This is a genomic window from Streptomyces sp. URMC 129 (assembly GCF_051386415.1).
GTDB lineage: Bacteria > Actinomycetota > Actinomycetes > Streptomycetales > Streptomycetaceae > Streptomyces.
The window spans coordinates 23,675-41,854 of record NZ_JBPQTQ010000040.1 but is presented as its reverse complement, the minus strand read 5'-3'; the positions used below and the strand labels follow the sequence as shown (position 1 = coordinate 41,854).

Annotated in this window: 13 protein-coding genes and 1 pseudogene; 1 reads left to right on the top strand and 13 read right to left on the bottom strand. The window is 72.5% G+C overall.

The window, feature by feature from the left end; genetic code table 11:
• Positions 1-33: 33 nt before the first annotated feature.
• From mshA to ACSNOC_RS11145, 11 genes are all read right to left on the bottom strand, one after another.
• On the bottom strand, positions 34-1,386 hold the full coding sequence (gene mshA, locus ACSNOC_RS11195) for a D-inositol-3-phosphate glycosyltransferase (RefSeq protein WP_436747191.1): 1,353 nt from the start codon (positions 1,384-1,386) through the stop codon (positions 34-36).
• A gap of 47 nt (positions 1,387-1,433) precedes the next feature.
• Complete coding sequence (gene fdhD, locus ACSNOC_RS11190) at positions 1,434-2,306, bottom strand: formate dehydrogenase accessory sulfurtransferase FdhD (RefSeq protein ID WP_436747188.1); 873 nt, start codon at positions 2,304-2,306, stop codon at positions 1,434-1,436.
• A gap of 171 nt (positions 2,307-2,477) precedes the next feature.
• Positions 2,478-3,860, bottom strand: coding sequence for an L-serine ammonia-lyase (locus ACSNOC_RS11185; RefSeq protein WP_436747187.1), 1,383 nt, complete (start codon positions 3,858-3,860; stop codon positions 2,478-2,480).
• A gap of 73 nt (positions 3,861-3,933) precedes the next feature.
• Positions 3,934-5,193, bottom strand: a complete 1,260-nt coding sequence (gene glyA / locus ACSNOC_RS11180; RefSeq protein WP_436747186.1) for a serine hydroxymethyltransferase — start codon at positions 5,191-5,193, stop codon at positions 3,934-3,936.
• Positions 5,190-6,398 (bottom strand): NAD(P)/FAD-dependent oxidoreductase, encoded by a 1,209-nt coding sequence (locus tag ACSNOC_RS11175; RefSeq protein WP_436747185.1) that lies wholly within the window; start codon positions 6,396-6,398, stop codon positions 5,190-5,192. Before ACSNOC_RS11175 ends, glyA begins: the two co-directional genes overlap by 4 nt.
• Positions 6,395-6,715, bottom strand: a complete 321-nt coding sequence (locus ACSNOC_RS11170) for a bifunctional 3-phenylpropionate/cinnamic acid dioxygenase ferredoxin subunit (RefSeq protein WP_436747184.1) — start codon at positions 6,713-6,715, stop codon at positions 6,395-6,397. The genes ACSNOC_RS11175 and ACSNOC_RS11170 overlap by 4 nt, the downstream gene beginning before the upstream one ends.
• A 272-nt stretch (positions 6,716-6,987) precedes the next feature.
• Positions 6,988-8,724: a BCCT family transporter gene (locus tag ACSNOC_RS11165; RefSeq protein WP_436747183.1), complete on the bottom strand. Its 1,737-nt coding sequence runs from the start codon at positions 8,722-8,724 to the stop codon at positions 6,988-6,990.
• 136 nt (positions 8,725-8,860) lie between these two features.
• The gene (locus tag ACSNOC_RS11160; RefSeq protein ID WP_436747182.1) at positions 8,861-9,982 is read right to left on the bottom strand and encodes an aromatic ring-hydroxylating oxygenase subunit alpha; all 1,122 of its coding nucleotides are present in this window, start codon (positions 9,980-9,982) and stop codon (positions 8,861-8,863) included.
• A gap of 20 nt (positions 9,983-10,002) precedes the next feature.
• Positions 10,003-11,151 (bottom strand): N-methyl-L-tryptophan oxidase, encoded by a 1,149-nt coding sequence (solA, locus tag ACSNOC_RS11155; RefSeq protein ID WP_436747181.1) that lies wholly within the window; start codon positions 11,149-11,151, stop codon positions 10,003-10,005.
• Positions 11,152-11,242: 91 nt separating this feature from the next.
• Entirely contained in the window at positions 11,243-11,872 is a 630-nt protein-coding gene (locus ACSNOC_RS11150; protein WP_436747180.1) for an MBL fold metallo-hydrolase, read from the bottom strand.
• Complete coding sequence (locus tag ACSNOC_RS11145; RefSeq protein WP_436747179.1) at positions 11,869-12,954, bottom strand: S-(hydroxymethyl)mycothiol dehydrogenase; 1,086 nt, start codon at positions 12,952-12,954, stop codon at positions 11,869-11,871. Before ACSNOC_RS11145 ends, ACSNOC_RS11150 begins: the two co-directional genes overlap by 4 nt.
• A 558-nt stretch (positions 12,955-13,512) precedes the next feature.
• Between ACSNOC_RS11145 and ACSNOC_RS11140 the strand changes: the two genes are divergently transcribed.
• Complete coding sequence (locus ACSNOC_RS11140; RefSeq protein ID WP_436747190.1) at positions 13,513-14,274, top strand: IclR family transcriptional regulator; 762 nt, start codon at positions 13,513-13,515, stop codon at positions 14,272-14,274.
• A 134-nt stretch (positions 14,275-14,408) separates the two neighbouring features.
• On the opposite strand, the gene ACSNOC_RS11135 is transcribed toward ACSNOC_RS11140, so the two are convergent.
• Together ACSNOC_RS11135 and ACSNOC_RS11130 are read right to left on the bottom strand one after the other, a co-directional pair.
• On the bottom strand, positions 14,409-15,077 hold the full coding sequence (locus tag ACSNOC_RS11135) for a sarcosine oxidase subunit gamma (RefSeq protein WP_436747178.1): 669 nt from the start codon (positions 15,075-15,077) through the stop codon (positions 14,409-14,411).
• Positions 15,070-18,170 (bottom strand): annotated as a pseudogene (locus ACSNOC_RS11130) (sarcosine oxidase subunit delta family protein). The gene ACSNOC_RS11135 and the pseudogene ACSNOC_RS11130 overlap by 8 nt, the downstream one beginning before the upstream one ends.
• Between the last annotated feature and the right edge of the window lie 10 nt (positions 18,171-18,180).

Here is an 18,180-nt window from a genome sequence, read left to right as displayed (position 1 = left end):
CGCCCGCCCGGAATGAACCTTCATGCCCCATATCTAGCATTGCTGCCGGTGTACGGATACTCGTTCGGCCGAGTGCGCGGAGGGCATCGGTGAGCGGCTCACACAGGTGCCCCGGCGCTCGTCCACTGCCGCCATGTACACGTCTGCCGTGGCCGCCGCGGCCGTGTCCCAGCCGAAGGACCGGGCGTGGCGGGCCGCGGCCTCGCCCATCCGGGCGGAGAGCGCCGGGGCGTCGGCGAAGCGGCGCAGCGCCCGCGCGTAGTCCGCCGGATCGTGCCCCGGGATGAGCAGCCCGCTCGCCCCGTCCCTCACCGCCACCGGCAGGCCGCCGACGTCGGCGGCGATCACGGGGGTTCCGCAGGCCTGCGCCTCGAGGGCGACCAGGCCGAAGGACTCGTTGTGGGACGGCATGACCAGGACGGACGCCGCCCGGTACCAGTCGGCCAGCTGATCCTGGCCGACGGGCGGCCGGAACCGCACCACATCGGAAATGCCGAGCCGTGCCGCCAGCTTCGGCAGGCCGTCGGGCCCGGCGAGGCCGCGCCCGCTCGGGCCGCCCACGACCGGCACCACGATCCGCTCGCGCAGCCGCGGCCGTTCCGCCAGCAGCAGGGCGACGGCGCGCAGCAGGACGTCCGGCGCCTTCAGGGGCTGTATGCGGCCGGCGAACAACGGGATGAACGCGTCCCGCGGCAGTCCGAGGCGGGCGCGGGCCGCGGCCCGGCCCGCCCCGGCGTTCGGGGCGCCGGTGTGGAAGCGGTCCAGATCGACGCCGGGGTGGACGACGGCGACCCGGCCGGTGTCGGCGAGGTAGTGGCGGAGCAGTTCCCCCGCCTCCTTCTCGGTGTTCGCTATCAGCCGGTCGGCGGCCCGCACGACCTGGGTCTCGCCGAGCACACGGGCGGCGGGCTCGGGGGTGTCGCCCGCGGCGAGGGACGCGTTCTTGACCTTGGCCATGGTGTGCATGACATGGACGAGCGGGACGCCCCAGCGCTCGGCGACGAGCCGGCCGACGTGACCGGAGAGCCAGTAGTGGGAGTGGACCAGGTCGTAGCGGCCGGGGTCGTGGCCGGCCCGGGCCCGCAGCACCCCGTGCGCGAATGCGCCCAGCCGTGCGGGCAGGTCGTCCTTGGCCAGGCCGCCGCGGGGTCCGGCGTCCACGTGGCGTACGAGGACGCCGGGCGCGAGCTCGACGCTGGGCGGGAGCGCGGCGGAGGTGGCCCGGGTGAAGATCTCCACCTCGATGTCGATCGCGGCGAGGCGCTTGGCGAGCTCGACGACGTAGACGTTCATCCCGCCCGCGTCGCCGGTGCCGGGCTGGTCCAGCGGTGAGGTGTGCACACTGAGCATCGCGACGCGGCGGGGGCGGCGTCGGGTGCCGGGCAGCGGGGGCCCGGGCGGGGCGACGAGCGTGCCGGAGGTCGCGTGCGGGTTCACCTGGCGTGTCCTCCTTCCGGCTGCCGTGGCCGGCCGGCCGCCCGCAGATCGATGCGCCGCTGTCCCGCGTAGACGTTCATGGAGCCGCCGCGCAGGAATCCGACGAGCGTGAGCCCGGTCTCCGCCGCGAGGTCCACCGCGAGGGAGGACGGCGCCGAGACCGACGCCAGCAGCGGGATGCCCGCCATGACCGCCTTCTGCGCCAGCTCGAAGGACGCTCGCCCGGAGACCAGCAGGACGCTCCGGGACAGCGGCAGGTCGCCGGACCGGAGCGCGCGGCCGATCAGCTTGTCGACGGCGTTGTGCCGGCCCACGTCCTCGCGCAGGTCCAGCAGTGTGCCCTCGGGCGAGAACAGCCCGGCGGCGTGCAGTCCCCCGGTCCGGTCGAACACCCGCTGCGCCGCCCGCAGGCGGTCGGGCAGGGCGGCCAGCAGCTCGGGGGCGACCCGGACCGCGGGTGTGTCGGAGATCGGCCAGCGGGCGGTGGTCCGCACGGCCTCCAGACCGGCCTTCCCGCACAGCCCGCAGGAGGAGGTGGTGTACACGTTCCGCTCCAGCGTGATGTCGGGCACGGTCACGCCGGGGGCGAGGCGCACGTCGACGACGTTGTACGTGTTGGCACCGTCCTCCGTGGCGCCCGCGCAGTACACGATGTTCGCCACCTCCTCGGCGCGGCCCACGACGCCCTCGCTGACCAGGAACCCGGCGGCCAGCGCGAAGTCGTCACCGGGCGTGCGCATGGTGATGGCCAGCGGCTTGCCGCCCAGCCGGATCTCCAGCGGCTCCTCCGCGACCAGCGTGTCGGGGCGGGTGCTCGCCGCACCGTCCCGGATCCGCAGCACGCGCCGTCGCTCGGTGACCCGTCCCATGGCCTTCCTCCCGGTTCTGTCGTCCTGGTGGCCGAACTGCTGGTTCCTGTGACGGCGGTGCGGACGGGCCGGACGGTCTCCCTGTCGTGGGTGAGCGCGTGCGGCCCGGTCGGGCACGCCGGCCGCCGCGCGGTGCCCACCGCGCCCGATGGCGCCGTTCCGCCCACGGCCTCAGCACTCGATGACATTGACGGCGAGGCCACCGCGGGCGGTCTCCTTGTACTTGATCTTCATGTCGGCGCCGGTCTCCTTCATGGTCTTGATGACCTTGTCGAGGGAGACGTGGTGGCGACCGTCGCCGTGCAGCGCCATCCGTGCGGCGGTGATCGCCTTCACCGCGGCCATGCCGTTGCGCTCGATGCAGGGGATCTGGACCAGGCCGCCGACGGGGTCGCAGGTCAGGCCCAGGTTGTGCTCCATGCCGATCTCGGCGGCGTTCTCCACCTGTTCCGGGCTGCCGCCGAGCACCTCGGCGAGCCCGCCGGCCGCCATGGAGCACGCGGAGCCGACTTCGCCCTGGCAGCCGACCTCGGCGCCGGAGATGGAGGCGTTCTCCTTGAAGAGGAGTCCGATGGCGCCCGCCGCCAGCAGGAAGCGGACGATCCCGTCGTCGCCGGCGCCCGGCACGAAGTCGAGGTAGTAGTGCAGAACGGCGGGGATGATGCCGGCCGCGCCGTTCGTCGGGGCGGTGACGACCCGGCCGCCCGCGGCGTTCTCCTCGTTGACGGCCATCGCGTAGAGGGTCACCCACTCCATGGCGCGGCCCGCCGGGTCGCCCTGGCTCCGCAGCGCCCGGGCCGCCGCCGCGGCCCGGCGGCGGACCTTCAGGCCGCCGGGGAGGATGCCCTCGCGGGTCAGGCCCCGGCCGACACAGTCCGCCATGACCCGCCAGATCTCCAGCAGGCCCGCGCGGATCTCCTCCTCCGTGCGCCAGGCCTTCTCGTTCTCCAGCATCAGCGCGGAGATCGACAGGCCGGTCTCGCGGGCCAGGCGCAGGAGTTCGTCACCGGTGCGGAACGGGTGGGGCAGCACCGTGTCGTCGAGCTTGATCCGGTCGGCACCGGCGGCTTCCTCGTCGACGACGAAGCCGCCGCCGACCGAGTAGTACGTCTTCTCCAGCAGCGGCAGACCGTCGGCGTCGTACGCGAAGAGTGTCATGCCGTTGGCGTGGTACGGCAGGGAGCGGCGGCGGTGCAGGACGAGCTGGGTCGGGACGTCGAAGTCGATCTCGTGGGCCGGGCCGATCTCGGCGCCCAGGAGGCGGATCCGCCCGGTCGCGCGGATCCGCTCGACGTCCAGTTCGGCCCGGGCGACATCGACGGTGTGCGGCTCGTTGCCCTCCAGGCCGAGCAGCACGGCCTTGGGGGTGCCGTGGCCGTGCCCGGTGGCGCCGAGGGAGCCGAACAGTTCCGCCCGCACGGCGGCGGTCTGGGCGAGCAGGCCGTCCTTCTTCAGCCGGGCGGCGAACATCCGGGCGGCCCGCATCGGGCCGACGGTGTGCGAGCTGGACGGGCCGATGCCGATGGAGAACAGGTCGAAGACGCTGATAGCCACGCCATACTCCGGGGGATGGGAGGGGTGTGCCGCGACGGGTCACGGGCACACCCCCGCGGGAGGGGTTGCCGGATCACAGACCGGGGTAGAGCGGATGCTTCCGCGCCAGGGCGGTGACGCGGGCCTTCAGTCCGTCGGCGTCGTACGCCGGCTTCAGCGCCTCGGCGATGATGTCCGCGACCTCGCGGAAGTCCTCGGCCGCGAAGCCGCGGGTGGCCAGCGCCGGGGTGCCGATCCGCAGGCCGGAGGTGACCATGGGCGGTCGCGGGTCGTCGGGGACGGCGTTGCGGTTGACCGTGATGCCGACCTCGTGGAGGCGGTCCTCGGCCTGCCTGCCGTCCAGTTCGGACGTGCGCAGGTCGACCAGGACGAGGTGCACGTCCGTGCCGCCGGACAGCACGGAGACGCCCGCCTCGGCGGCATCCGCCCGGCCCAGGCGCTCGGCGAGGATCCGGGCGCCCTCGAGCGTGCGCCGCTGGCGCTCCTTGAAGTCCTCGCTCGCCGCCACCTTGAAGGCCACGGCCTTCGCCGCGATGACGTGCTCCAGCGGGCCGCCCTGCTGGCCGGGGAAGACCGCGGAGTTGATCTTCTTCGCCAGCTCGGCCGTGGACAGGATCACGCCGCCGCGCGGGCCGCCGAGGGTCTTGTGGGTGGTGGTCGTCACGATGTGGGCGTGCGGCACGGGGTTGGGGTGCAGGCCCGCGGCGACCAGGCCGGCGAAGTGCGCCATGTCGACCATCAGGTACGCGCCGACCTCGTCCGCGATCCGGCGGAACGCGGCGAAGTCGAGGTGACGCGGGTACGCCGACCAGCCGGCGACGATCAGCTTCGGCCGGTGTTCCTTGGCCAGGCGCTCGACCTCGGCCATGTCGACCCGGCCGGTCTCCGCGTCGACGTGGTAGGCGGCGACGGTGTAGAGCTTGCCCGAGAAGTTGATCTTCATGCCGTGGGTCAGGTGCCCGCCGTGGGCGAGGTTCAGGCCCAGGATGGTGTCGCCGGGGGAGAGCACGGCGAACATCGCGGCGGCGTTGGCCTGCGCGCCGGAGTGCGGCTGCACGTTCGCGGCCTCGGCGCCGAAGAGCGCCCTGACCCGGTCGATGGCCAGTCGCTCGATCACGTCGACGTGCTCGCAGCCGCCGTAGTAGCGGCGGCCGGGATAGCCCTCGGCGTACTTGTTGGTGAGCACCGAGCCCTGGGCCTGGAGGACCGCGACCGGGGCGAAGTTCTCCGAGGCGATCATCTCCAGGGTGGACTGCTGACGGTGGAGCTCGGCGTCGACGGCGGCGGCGACGTCCGGGTCCAGCTCGTGCAGGGGGCGGTCGAAGAGAGTCATCGGCGGGCTCCTTGGACTGGGGCGGGGTGCGCGGCAACCGCGGCGGCGGGGGTGAGGGTGCGGCGGAGCCGGTTGAACGACTTCGGCTGGTTCATGGCGAGAACGGCGACCGGGAAGCCCTCGCGCCGGTAGACGGCCGTGAAGCAACGGCTGTCGACGTCGCCGTCGAGGAGCTCGGGGCGGTCGCCGGGGGCGACGTGTCCGGCGAACTGGATACGCACCTGGTACTGGTCGGACCAGAAGTACGGCGCGGTGACCGGGCCGGGGGCCGACACGCCGGTGAGCAGCGTGCGGGCGGCGGTCCTCGCCTGCTCCACGGCGTTGCTCCAGTGCTCGATGCGGGCGTGCCGCCCGGTGAACGGGTGGGGGCGGCGGGCGACGTCCCCGACGGCCACCACGTGGGGCACGCCGGTCGCGCTTCCGGCGTCGCACACCACGCCGTCGTCCACCTGGACACCGGAACCGGAGAGCCAGTCGGTGGCGGGCCGCACGCCGACCCCGACCACGACGATGTCGGCGGGCAGCAGGCGCCCGTCCGCCAGCCGGACGCCGGTGACCCGGCCGTCGCCGGTGAGTCCGGCCACGCCGGCTCCGCACAGCAGCCGGACGCCGTGGTCGCTGTGGAGCGACGAGCAGGCCAGCCCCATCTCGGGTCCCAGCTGGCGCTCCAGCGGCACGTCGAGCGCCTCGACGACGGTGACGTGGAGGCCGAGCCGGTGGGCGGTGGACGCCACCTCGGCACCGATGAAGCCGGCGCCGATGACGACGACCCGGGGCAGGCCGTCCAGCAGCTCGGCACGCAGGGCCTGGGCGTCGTCCAGGGTGCGCAGGGTGTGGACGCCGGCCAGTCCGTCCGTGCCGGGCAGCGTCCGGGGACGGGCGCCGGTGGCGATGACGACCCCGTCGGTGGACAGCTCCCGTCCTCCGGCCAGGGTGACGGACCGGGCCGCGGGGTCGAGCCGTACCGCGCGCTCGCCGAGCAGCCACCGCGCTTCCAGGTCCTCGTACTCGTCCGCGTCCCCGAGGGCGAGCGCGTCGGCGGCGAGGTCGCCCTTGAGGAAGTCCTTGGACAGGGGCGGGCGGTCGTAGGGGGCGTGGCGCTCCTCCCCCACGACGACAATGTCGCCGTCGAATCCTTCCGCGCGCAGGGCGCGGACGGTGCTCAGGCCGGCCAGCGACGCTCCGACGACGGTGATGCTTCTCATGCCGGCTCCCCCTCGGTGACGTGGAGCAGGACGTAGCCGTCCGCCAGGGAGACCCGGTGGGTGCGCACCGGGTCCTTCGCCGGCGGGCAGGTCGGGCGACCGGTGCGCAGGTCGAAGGAGGCCTCGTGCAGGGGGCATTCGACGAAGCAGCCCTCCAGCCAGCCGTCGGCGAGCGAGGCGTCCTGGTGCGTACAGGTGTCATCGATGGCGTACACCGTGCCGTCCGCGTTGAACAGCGCGATGGGGACGGGGACGCCCTGGGTGACACGGATGGACTCGCCAGGCGGCAGGTCTTCGATCCGGCACACCGTGATCATGGGGAACCTCCGGGTTGCGGGTGCCCGACAGAGAGGGGGAGCCGTCGGCCGGCCGGTGACGCCCGGCCGTGCGACGGGAGAGGAGAGACAGCGGGTGGCGCCTCGCATGACGCAACCTAATTCACTATGCGCAACATGCTTTCCGTCGCGCCCGGGGTTGTCAAGAGGGGAACGGCATCAGCCCGGGACGGCGCATGTCGTTGCGCTTCGCGCAACGCGCGGAGGGCGGGGCCGTGGCCGCACAGGCCGGTTCCACGGCCCCGCCTCCGGCCTCAGAGCGCCGAGGGGGACGGGGACTCCCGGGTCGCCGTGCCGTTGGGAGGTGTGGCGGGACCTATGCGGAGTTCGAACTCCCCGTCGTACTTCTCGTGGCCGGCCATGACGGCCGTCTCGATGGCTTCCTTGCCCTTCTGTCCACGGATGATGAGCGGGTCCTGACACAGATCGCGCGTGAGAGCGATGCACAACCCGACCATCACCAGCGTGAAGGGAGCCGCCGCGAGAATCGTGAGGTTCTGCAGTCCGGTGAGCGCGTCGCCCGTGCCGCCGCCGACGAGCAGCATGACCGCGGCGACCGCACCGGTCAGCACGCCCCAGAACACCACGATGGTCCGGGTGGGTTCCAGGGACCCGCGCTGCGAGAGCGTCCCCATCACGATCGAGGCGGCGTCCGCGCCGGAGACGAAGAAGATGCCGACGAGGATCATCACCACCAGGCTCGTCACCGAGGCGATCGGGTACTGCTGGAGCACGTCGAAGAGCTGGCCCTGCGCCGTCGTCGCGTCGCCGAGCTGTCCCTCGCCCTGCAGCCGTATCGCCGAGCCGCCGAAGATCGCGAACCACAGCAGACTGACCGTGCTGGGCACCAGGATGACCCCGCCCACGAACTGCCGGATGGTCCGGCCCCGGCTGATGCGGGCGATGAACATGCCGACGAACGGCGTCCACGAGATCCACCAGGCCCAGTAGAAGACCGTCCACCCGGACAGCCAGTCGGCGACTCCCTCGCCGCTGGAGGCTTCGGTGCGTCCCGCCATCTGCGCCAGGTCACCGACGTAGGCGGTGACGGAGGTGGGCAGCAGGTCGAGGATGAGGATGGTCGGCCCGGCGACGAACACGAAGACCGCCAGGCTCAGCGCCAGCACCATGTTGATGTTGGACAGCCACTGGATGCCCTTGGCGATGCCGGACACCGCGGAGGCGACGAACGCCACGGTCAGCACCGCGATCACGGCGATCAGCAGGCCGGTGCCGACGCTTCCCAGCCACCCCAGTTCGGTGATGCCGCTGCCGATCTGCAGGGCGCCGAGCCCCAGGGAGGCCGCGGAGCCGAAGAGGGTGGCGAAAATGGCGAGGATGTCGATGACCCGTCCGCCCCAGCCGTTCGCGCGCTCCGCGCCGATCAGCGGGGTGAACACGGCGCTGATCAGTTGCCGGCGCCCGCGGCGGAACGTGCTGTAGGCGATGGCCAGGCCCACGACCGCGTACATCGCCCACGGGTGGATCGTCCAGTGGAAGAGGGTGGTGGCCATGGCGGTTTCCGTGGCCTCGGCGGCGTCGGCCGGGGTGGTGCCCGGCGGCGGGGCGGAGAAGTGGGACAGTGGTTCGCTGACGCCGTAGAACATCAGGCCGATGCCCATGCCGGCGCTGAACATCATGGCGATCCAGGAGATGGTGCGGAACTCGGGCTGCTCGTTCTCCCGGCCCAGGGTGATCCGCCCGTAACGGCTCAGTGCCAGCCAGAGGGCGAAGACGACGAAGCCCGAGGCGGCGAGGACGAACGCCCAGCCGCCGTTCACCATGAGGGTGTCCAGCAGCGTCCCGGACACGCGCTCCAGGGAATCGGTGGCCGTGGCTCCCACCAGGATGAAGGCCAGGGTGAGGACCGCGGTGACGCCGAAGACGACGCGGTCGGTCCGGGGACGGGCGCCGGTCGCCGGGCTGCCCGGCAGGTCCGCGCGCGCCGTATGGCTTCTGCTCCCGTCTCTGCCGCGTTGTGTGTCGGTCATGGGTCGTCCTTTCGGGGGCGGTGGGGGGTTGTGAAGGGGTCGGTCGGCGGCTCACCTGCCGGCCTGTCGGGGACGCCGTCGGACTGCCGTGCGGGGAGTCCGACCGGTTCGTCCGGAAGCGGCGTGGAACGGGATCTCACGCGCCGAGCTTGTTCTGGAGCCAGGTGTGGAATTCGCCGATGTGGTGCTCGCTGGGCACCAGGACACCGCCCTTGGCATAGGACCGGGAACTCATGCCCGGCTGGGTGCGCTCACAGGCGTCGAAATCCTGCTGATTCACGCGGTGGAACAGCTCCACCGAACGCTCCACATCCGCACCGCTTTCCACGACATGCGGCAGGTACAGCCAGTCGCACTCCACGATGGTCCGGTCCTGCGCCATCGGGAACATCCGATGGAAGATCACGTGATCCGGCACCAGATTGATGAAGACCTGCGGCCTGACCGTGATCGCGTAATAGCGCCGGTCCTGCCCCTCCGTTACACCGGGAATCCGGTCCAGTCCCGCGGAACCGTCGACGGTGAACCCGTCGACCTCCTCCCCGAACGCCGCGCCGTGACCCACGAAATACTGCGCCGCATACCCGTCGGCGAACTCCGGCAACACCTCGGTCAGCTCCGGATGAATGGTCGCGCAGTGATAGCACTCCATGAAGTTCTCGATGATCAGCTTCCAGTTGGCCTTCACGTCGTACGTGATCCGCCGCCCCACCCGCAGATCGTCGATCCCGTAATTCCCGATCGACTCCACATCGCCCAGCCGCTCCACCACCGCGCCGATCACGTCCTCCTCGAAGGACGGCGGAGCATCGGCCAGGCACACCCACACATAGCCCAGCCACTCCCGGACATGGACGTCGACCAGCCCGTACCCGACCCGGTCGACATCCGGCATCGACGTCAGATTCGGCGCCGCCACCAGCTTCCCGTCCAGACCGTAGGTCCAGGCGTGGTACGGACACTGGAACGCCCGCTTGACCTCACCCGACTCCTCCAGGCACAACTTCGCCCCACGGTGCCGGCAGATGTTCAGGAACGCTTTGACCGAACCGTCCCGGGAACGGGAGACCAGCACGCTCTCCCGCCCCACCTGACAGGTCCGGAACTGACCCGGCCGCGCCAGATCCGAAGCACGGGCCACGCAGAACCACATCGCCTCGAAAACCCGCTCCTGCTCCAGGGCGAAAATCCCCGGATCGGTGTAGTAATCCCCCGGCAGCGTCGGGATCAGGCTGGAGGACGCATTCGTCACGGTCATCGTGTCACCTTCGGAAATCGTCAGACGCGCACGCGTCGGGGGTCGAACAGGGCGATGGGATGCTTGGTGGTGCCTTCGGTGGCCAGGTCGGCGAGGATTTCGCCGATCACCGGCACGAACTTGAACCCGTGGCCGGAGAACCCGCACGCCACGGTCACCCGGGGGTGCTCGGGATACGCGGAGACGACGAAATGCTCGTCGGGGGTGTTGGCGTACATGCAGGCCGCGGCCTTGAGGAAACTGCCGGGCAGGGTGGGGATGCGCGGGCGCAGGTACTCGGTCATGGCCGCGATCTCGTCCGGGTGGATCCGGCGGTCGAGGCTGTCGGGGTCGCTGGGGACGCCCTTGCGGAAGAAGGCGACCTTGGCGCCGCCTTCGGGTCCGTCGAGGGCGGGGAAGCCGTAGATCTGGGTGCCGTCCGGGTCCTCCCAGATGTAGACGGGGTGCCCGTCGGCGGAGAACGGGCCCGTTCCGCCTTCGGGCTGGAACCAGTACATGACCTGCCGTTCCACCGCCACGGTCACGCCCAGGTCGGGGAGGAGCCCGGGGGCCCACGCGCCGGGGGCGATGACCAGCCGGTCCGCGGTGTACACGCCGCGGTCGGTGGCCACCCAGACGCGACCGCCCGGTCCGTCCGCCTCCCAGCCCCGCACCTGCTCCGCGAAACGCAGCTCGGCACCGTGGGCGCGGGCCAGCTCCAGGTGGGCGGTGACGGTCGCCTCCGGCCGGGCCACCCCCGCCTTGCGCTCGTAGAAGGCGATGTCCTCGGCGGCCGGACGGAACGTCGGGAAGCGTCGCCGGATGTCGGCGGCGGTGAGGACCTCGTGGTCCAGGTCCCACTGCCGGGCGCTGTTCAGCGTGCCGGCGAACGCGGCGCTGTTCTCGCGGCCGATCATCAGGCCGCCGGTCTCGATGAAGACCTCGTGTCCCGAGTCGATCGTCAGCTTCTCCCAGAGTTCGTGGGCGCGCAGCAGCAGGGGAACGTAGGCGGGGTCCTCGAAGTAGGCCTGCCGGTAGATGCGGGATCCGCCGTGGCTGGAGCCGAGGTTGTGGGCCGGTCCGAAGCGCTCCAGGCCGAGCACTCGCTGGCCGCGGGAGGCCAGATGGTAGGCGGCGGCGCTGCCCATCCCGCCCAGACCCACGACGATCACGTCGTACGAGGAGGGCATGTGTCCATCTCCTGGTTCTTGCTGACGTTGCGTTGGTGGTGCCGGTGCCCGGACGGGCTCAGCCGGTCGGTGCCGCCCCGGGCGGGGCGGGTCAGTGCCCTCGGGCGATCCAGTCGTCGAGAGCGGGGGCCTCGGCGCCGATCGAGGTGGTGCCGCCGTGTCCGGTGTGCACGGTGGTGTCGGCGGGGAGCGTGAGCAGCCGGTCCCGGATCGAGGCGATGATGGTGCCGAAGTCGGAGTACGAGCGGCCGGTGGCGCCGGGGCCGCCCTGGAAGAGGGTGTCGCCGGAGAACAGCGCCCCCAGCTCCGGCGCGTACAGGCAGACCGCGCCGGGAGCGTGCCCGGGTGTGTGCACCACGTGCAGTCCGGTGCCGGCCACGGTCAGCAGCTCGCCGTCGGCCAGCTCCCCGTCGGGTTCCCGCTGAGGGTGTGCGAGCTTCCACAGCACCGTGTCGGCGGGGTGGAGCAGGATGGGCGCTCCGGTGCGGGCGGCGAGGGCCGGAGCCGCGTTGACGTGGTCGTTGTGGCCGTGCGTGCACACGATGGCGACCAGACGCCGGTCGCCGACCGCCGCCGCGATCGCCGCGGCGTCGTGAGCGGCGTCGATGACCAGGACCTCCTGGTCGTCGCCGACCAGCCAGACGTTGTTGTCCACCTCCCACCTGCCGCCGTCCAGTTCGAAGGTCCCGGAGGTGATCAGGTGCTCGATCCGCGCGGTCACAGGACCACCACCGAACGCAGAACCTCACCGCGGTGCATCTTCTCGAACGCCGACTCCACCTGGTCCAGGGCGATCTCCTCGCTGACGAAGGCGTCCAGGTCGAGGCGCCCCTGCAGATAGAGGTCGATCAGGGCGGGGAAGTCCCGGGACGGCAGGCAGTCGCCGTACCAGGAGGACTTCAGTGCCCCGCCGCGGCCGAAGACGTCCAGCAGCGGCAGCTCCGGCTTCGCCCCGGGCATGGGCACGCCCACCAGCACGACCGTTCCGGCCAGATCGCGGGCGTAGAAGGCCTGCTCGTACGTCTCGGGACGGCCCACCGCGTCCACGACGACATCGGCGCCGAAGCCGCCGGTGAGCGTACGGACGGCCTCGACCGCGTCGGTCTGGGAGGAGTTGACGGTGGCGGTGGCACCGAACTTCTCGGCCCACTTCAGCTTCCGCTCGTCGACGTCGACGGCGATGATGCGGCCGGCGCCGGCGACCACGGCGCCGGCGATGGCCGCCATGCCCACGCCTCCGCAGCCGATCACGGCGATCGAGTCGCCCCTGCCGACGGCGCCGGTGTTGACCGCGGCGCCGAACCCGGCCATCACCCCGCAGCCGAGCAGCCCCGCCGCGGCGGGCGAGGCGGCCGGATCGACCTTGGTGCACTGTCCGGCGGCGACCAGGGTCTTCTCGGCGAACGCGCCGATGCCGAGCGCGGAGCCGAGCGGTGTGCCGTCGAGCAGCGTCATCGGCTGGGTGGCGTTGTGGGTGGCGAAGCAGTACCACGGCTTGCCCTTGCGGCAGGCCCGGCACTGACCGCAGACGGCGCGCCAGTTGAGGACGACGAAGTCGCCGGGCGCGACCCCGGTGACGTCCGCGCCGACCGCCTCGACCACGCCCGCGGCCTCGTGACCGAGCAGGAAGGGGAACTCGTCGGTGATCCCGCCCTCCCGGTAGTGCAGGTCGGTGTGGCAGACGCCGCAGGCCTGCACCCGCACCAGCGCCTCCCCCGGGCCGGGGTCCGGCACCAGGATGGACTCCACCGAGACCGGAGCGCCCTTCTCCCGGGCGACGACGGCGCGTACCTCATGTGTCATGGTCAAGCTCCTCGCTGGGGGCCGAAGGCGGGCTTCGGTCGGACGTTCGGTGGCGGCGACGCCGGATCACGCGGGGCGGGATCGGCGCGGGAAGGGCGTGGCCCTCACTGGTGGTGGGTGCTCCGCAGGAACGAGGTCCGATGTGCTCGACGGCCCCGGCGGCCGATCGCACTGTTGCGTATCACGCACCGTTCTTCACTTAGCACAACAGTCTGGCGACCCGGAGAGGGCTGTCAAGGGGGCGGTCGGATCGAGTTGCCCGACGACGCCCGCCCGAGCCGCCCCGGCCCGGCCACACATCGCAGCGCCGTTGCGCCAAAAGATGTGCGTTTCTGCATACGCAACAGAACATCGATTGTGTGTCGGCGTCAAGACGCGCCGTTGAAGCTCTTGTAACTTCCCCGAGCGCCGGCGACGACCACTCCCGGAGGTCCGGAAGAGGCCGCACGAAGGTCGCCATGAGGATCGCCTAGCGCATAGAGTTGCGCCATGGGCAACAGTGTGGACGGCCGTTGGCCGCCTGAAGGGGCGAACTCCTCGCACCGGCCGGAGTCCCCGGTGCAGTCCGTCGACCGGGCCGTGGTCATCCTGGAGTTTCTCGGGCACCGGGAAGAGGCGGGCGTCACCGAGATGGCGGCCGAACTCGGGGTGCACAAGTCCACGGCATCCCGGCTCGCCACCGCTCTGGAGATGCGCGGGCTCATCGAGCAGACGGACGAGCGCGGCAAGTACCGCCTCGGACTCGGCCTGATCCGCCTCGCCGGTGCCGCCACGGTCCGGCTGGACCTGTCCCGGCAGAGCCGCCGGGTCTGCGAACAGCTCGCGGCGCAGGTCGCGGAGACCATCAACCTCGCCATTCTCGACGGGGACGCCGCCATCAACATCGACCAGGTGCTCGGCCCCTCGGCCATCACCACGCACAACTGGCTGGGGCGCCGTACGCCGCTGCACGCGACCTCCAGCGGCAAGGCCCTGCTGGCGCATCTCCCCGAGCCCGAGCGCGAGGGCAGACTGGCGGCACCCCTGGAGCGCTACACGCCGCGCACCGTCACCGATCCCGGCACCGTCCGGGCCCACCTGGCGAGCGTCCGCGCGGAGGGCTGCGCCTACAGCGTCGAGGAGTTCGAAACCGGCCTGAACGCGGTGGCCGCGCCGGTCTTCACCGTCAACGGGCGAGTGGTGGCCGCCCTCAGCGCCTCGGGGCCGTCCTTCCGGCTGACCGAGCGGCGACTGCGGGAGATCGCGCCCGTGGTGCGGGCCGCGGCCGGGAAGATCTCGGACCGGCTCGGCCACCTCCGCCGGTCCGTACCGCGCGAGTGAGGCGCCTCGCGCCCCGCGGGCGCGCACACCGGCGTCTCACCCACAGGGCGCCCCGAGGACGTCCTGTGGGTGAGACGGGAGCCCGGGCAGGCCGGAGACACCCCCCGGCCGCGCGGGCGTGACGGCCACCCCGGCTACGGCTGCTCGGCGAGCTCCCCGCCGGTCACGTCCCACACCTCGCAGGGCAGCACCCCGCGGAGGCGGTCCCGCGCGACGTACTCGGACGCCGCGTCGAGCAGCCAGTCGGCCAGGTAGCCGGCGAACGAGGAGCGCACCAGCACCCAGAAGCCGGGCTTGTGCTCGTCCCGGGGGACGAGCACCACCTGGGCGCGGGCGAGTGTCGTCTGGGCGCAGCGGCCGGCCCCGAAGGACCGGGGGTGCAGGTCGAGGGAGCAGCCATGCGCCAGCAGCCCGGCGGCCCGTGGCCCGGCGACGAGCAGCGTGGTGCGCTGTGCCGACACGTCCACGACGGAGGAGGGCTCCTCGCCCACGGCCGCACGCAGCCGCGCCTCCAGTTCCCCCGCGCCGCCGGGCGGGCCGACGACGAGCCACTCGTCCGGACCCAGCCACAGGACGGCCAGCTCGCCGCCCCGGCTGACGGTGTTCGGCTCCAGCGGCAGCGGTACGCCGAGCGCCAGGCCGACGGCCTCCGCCGCCGCGCTCTTGGGGTCGACGCGCAGATTGACCTGGGCGAGGAACGGGAGTTCGGCCAGGCGCAGCGCGCCGCCCGACGCCCGGCCCACGGCCGCGAGCCGGTCGGCGGCGTGCGCCAACGGGCTGCGGCGAGTGGTGATGTCAGCCATCGCGGCGTGCCCCCTCGGGGTCGTGGAGAACTGGGCTGGTGACGGTCACCGGGACCAGCTCGCCGCCCACCGGCGCGAACAGCCGCTCACCGATGCGCTCGCGTCCGCCCTTGAGGAGAGCGAGCGCGAAGGTGCGGCCGAGCGCCGCACTGCGGTAGCTGGAGGTGACATGTCCGAGCATCGGCACCGGCGGCTCGGGCAACCGGTCCGTGGCGACGAGCTGGGTGCCTTCGGGCAGCAGCGTGCCCGGCTCGTCGGGGAGCAGGCCGACGAGGTGCTTGCGGTCGGGCCTGCGGGTGTCGGCACGGGCGTGGGAGCGCTTGCCGATGAAGTCGGCCTTCTTCTTCGACACCACCCAGCTCATGCCGAGGTCCTGCGGGGTCACCGTGCCGTCGGTGTCCTGACCGACGATCGGATACCCCTTCTCGGCGCGCAGCACGTGCATCGTCTCCGTACCGTACGGGGTGATGCCGAGGGGCCGTCCGGCCTCGTACAGCGCTTCCCACAGCGCGGTCGCGTCCCACGGGGAGACGTTGATCTCGAAGGCCAGCTCACCGGAGAAGCTGATGCGGCACACCCGCGCCGGGATGCCGGCGACCTCGGTGTCGTGCCACGCCATGAACGGGAAGCTCTCGTTGTCCACGGCCAGCCGGGGGGCGAGGCCGGCGAGCACCTCGCGGGAGCGGGGCCCGACGAGCGCGACGGTGGCCCACTGCTCGGTGACCGACGTGCAGTGCACGCGCAGCTCCGGCCATTCGGTCTGGAGCCACTCCTCCATCCAGTCCAGGACGGCGGCGGCGTTGCCGGTGGTGGTGGTCACCAGGAACCGGTGCTCGGCGATGCGGATGACGGTGCCGTCGTCGAAGACCATGCCGTCGGGGCGGCACATCACGCCGTAGCGGATCCGGCCGGCCTTCAGGGTGCTCATCATGTTGGTGTAGAGCCGGTCCAGGAAGACACCCGCGTCCGGCCCCTGCACGTCGATCTTGCCGAGGGTGGAGGCGTCCATGAGGGCGACACCCTCCCGGGCGGCACGGCACTCGCGCAGCACGGCGGCTTCCATGTCCTCGCCGTCGCGCGGGTAGTACCAGGGCCGCTTCCACTGACCGACGTTCTCGAACCGGGCGCCATGGGCGACGTGCCAGTCGTGGAGGGCGGTCACGCGCACGGGGTCGTGCAGGACCCCACGGTCCCGGCCGGCGAGGGCGGCGAAGGAGACGGGCGCGTACGGGGCGCGGAACGTCGTCGTGCCCAGGTCGCCGATGCCGACCCCCAGCAGCGTGGCGACGGCTCCGCTGGTGAGCACGCCGGAGGTCTTGCCCTGGTCGTGCGCCGTGCCCGCCGTCGTGTAGCGCTTGACGTGCTCGACCGACCGCAGGCCGGCGCCCGTCGCGCGCGCCACGTCCCCGACGGTGACGTCGCGTTGCAGGTCGACGAAGCTGCGGGCGGGGTCCGCGCCCGGAACCACCCACAGGTGCGCGGCGGGCGACGTGGGGACGACCGCGGTCTCCGGGAGCGGGAACGGCCCGGCCGCGGTGAAGCCCTCGGCCTCGACCGCGCGGGCACCGGCGGCGGCGCCGTCGGCCAGGACGTCCGGCAGGCCGGGCACGCCGCGGGCGGCCCCGGCGGCCTCCACCCGCTGGCGGCAGCTTCCGGGGACGAACGAGCCGAGCGCCTCGTCGTAGCGCAGCGTCCCGCCGGCCTGGCTGAAGAGATGGACGACCGGGTTCCAGCCACCGGAGACGAGGAGCAGATCGGCGCCGATCTCCCGGGCCGGGGTCCCCTCGCCGAGGGCGGCGACGGTCACCGAGGTCAGCCGCGGCTCGCCGGCGGTGCCGGTGACGGCCTGGCCGTGCAGCACCTCGATCCCGGCCTGTGCCGCGTGGCGCGCCGCCTCGCCCGCCTCCCGCCGTGTGTCGACGATCGCCGCGACCCGCACGCCCGCCGCGGCCAGGTCGAGGGCGGCGGCGTACGCGCTGTCGTTGGTGGTGAAGACGACCGCGCGGCGGCCCGGGACGACGGCGTACCGGTTGACGTACGCGCGGGCCGCGCCGGCGAGCATGATGCCGGGCCGGTCGTTGTCGGCGAACGCGAGCGACCGCTCGTGGGCGCCGGTCGCCAGGACGACCCGCCGGGCCCGGATCCGCCACACCCGCTCGCGCGCCACGTGCGCCGGAGCCTGCGCGCCGAGGTGGTTGGTGCGGCGCTCGACGGCGAGGACGTGGTTGTCGTCGTAGTACCCGAAGACCGTGGTGCGGCGCAGCACCCGCACATCGGGGGCGGCAGCGAGGTGGTCGCGGACGCCGGCGACCCAGTCCGGCAGCTCTCCGGTGTTCAGCAGGCTGCCGCCGGGTTCGGGCTGGTCGTCGGCGAGGATGACGCGCGCCCCGCTGCGGGCGGCGGTCGCGGCCGCGGCGAGTCCGGCCGGTCCCGCGCCGACGACCAGCAGGTCGCAGTGGGCGTGGACGGCGTCGTAGCGGGCCGGGTCGGGTTCGGTGGCGAGCCGCCCCTGGCCGGGCAGACTGCCGGCGGCGAGCCCGTCGTACAGCTCGACCGTGGTCGCCGGGAGCATGGGCTCCGGGAAGGGGGCGTCGATCTGCACGACGGCGTTCGGCTCCTCGCCGCCGGCCGAGAAGATGCCGCGCGGGCGGCCGAGCTTGACGCTGGTGGCGACCTGGTGGACACCGTTGGCCAGCAGCGCGGAGGCGAGGGTGTCGCCCCGGTGGCCCTGGTAGGTGATCCCGTCGAAGCGGAAGGTCAGCGGCTGGTCCCGCGCGATCCGCCCGCCGGTGGTCAGCCGGAAGTCCTGTGCGGTCATGAGGTCACCGGCCTCGGCTCGCCGGCCCGGTAGACGGCGAGGATCTCGTTGGTCGCCGTGTCCCGGACGGCGTTGAACCAGCGGCGGCAGCCGTCGGCGTGACTCCACCGCTCGGGGAACGGCCCCTTGGGGTTGTCGCGGAAGAACAGGTAGCGGGCCCACTCCTCGTCGGTCAGGGCCGCAGGGTTCTCGGGGTAGGCCACGTGGGCCTGGCCGCCGTAGTGGAACTCGGCCTCGTCGCGAGGCCCGCACCAGGGGCAGGGAATGAGCAGCATCGGCAGGCTC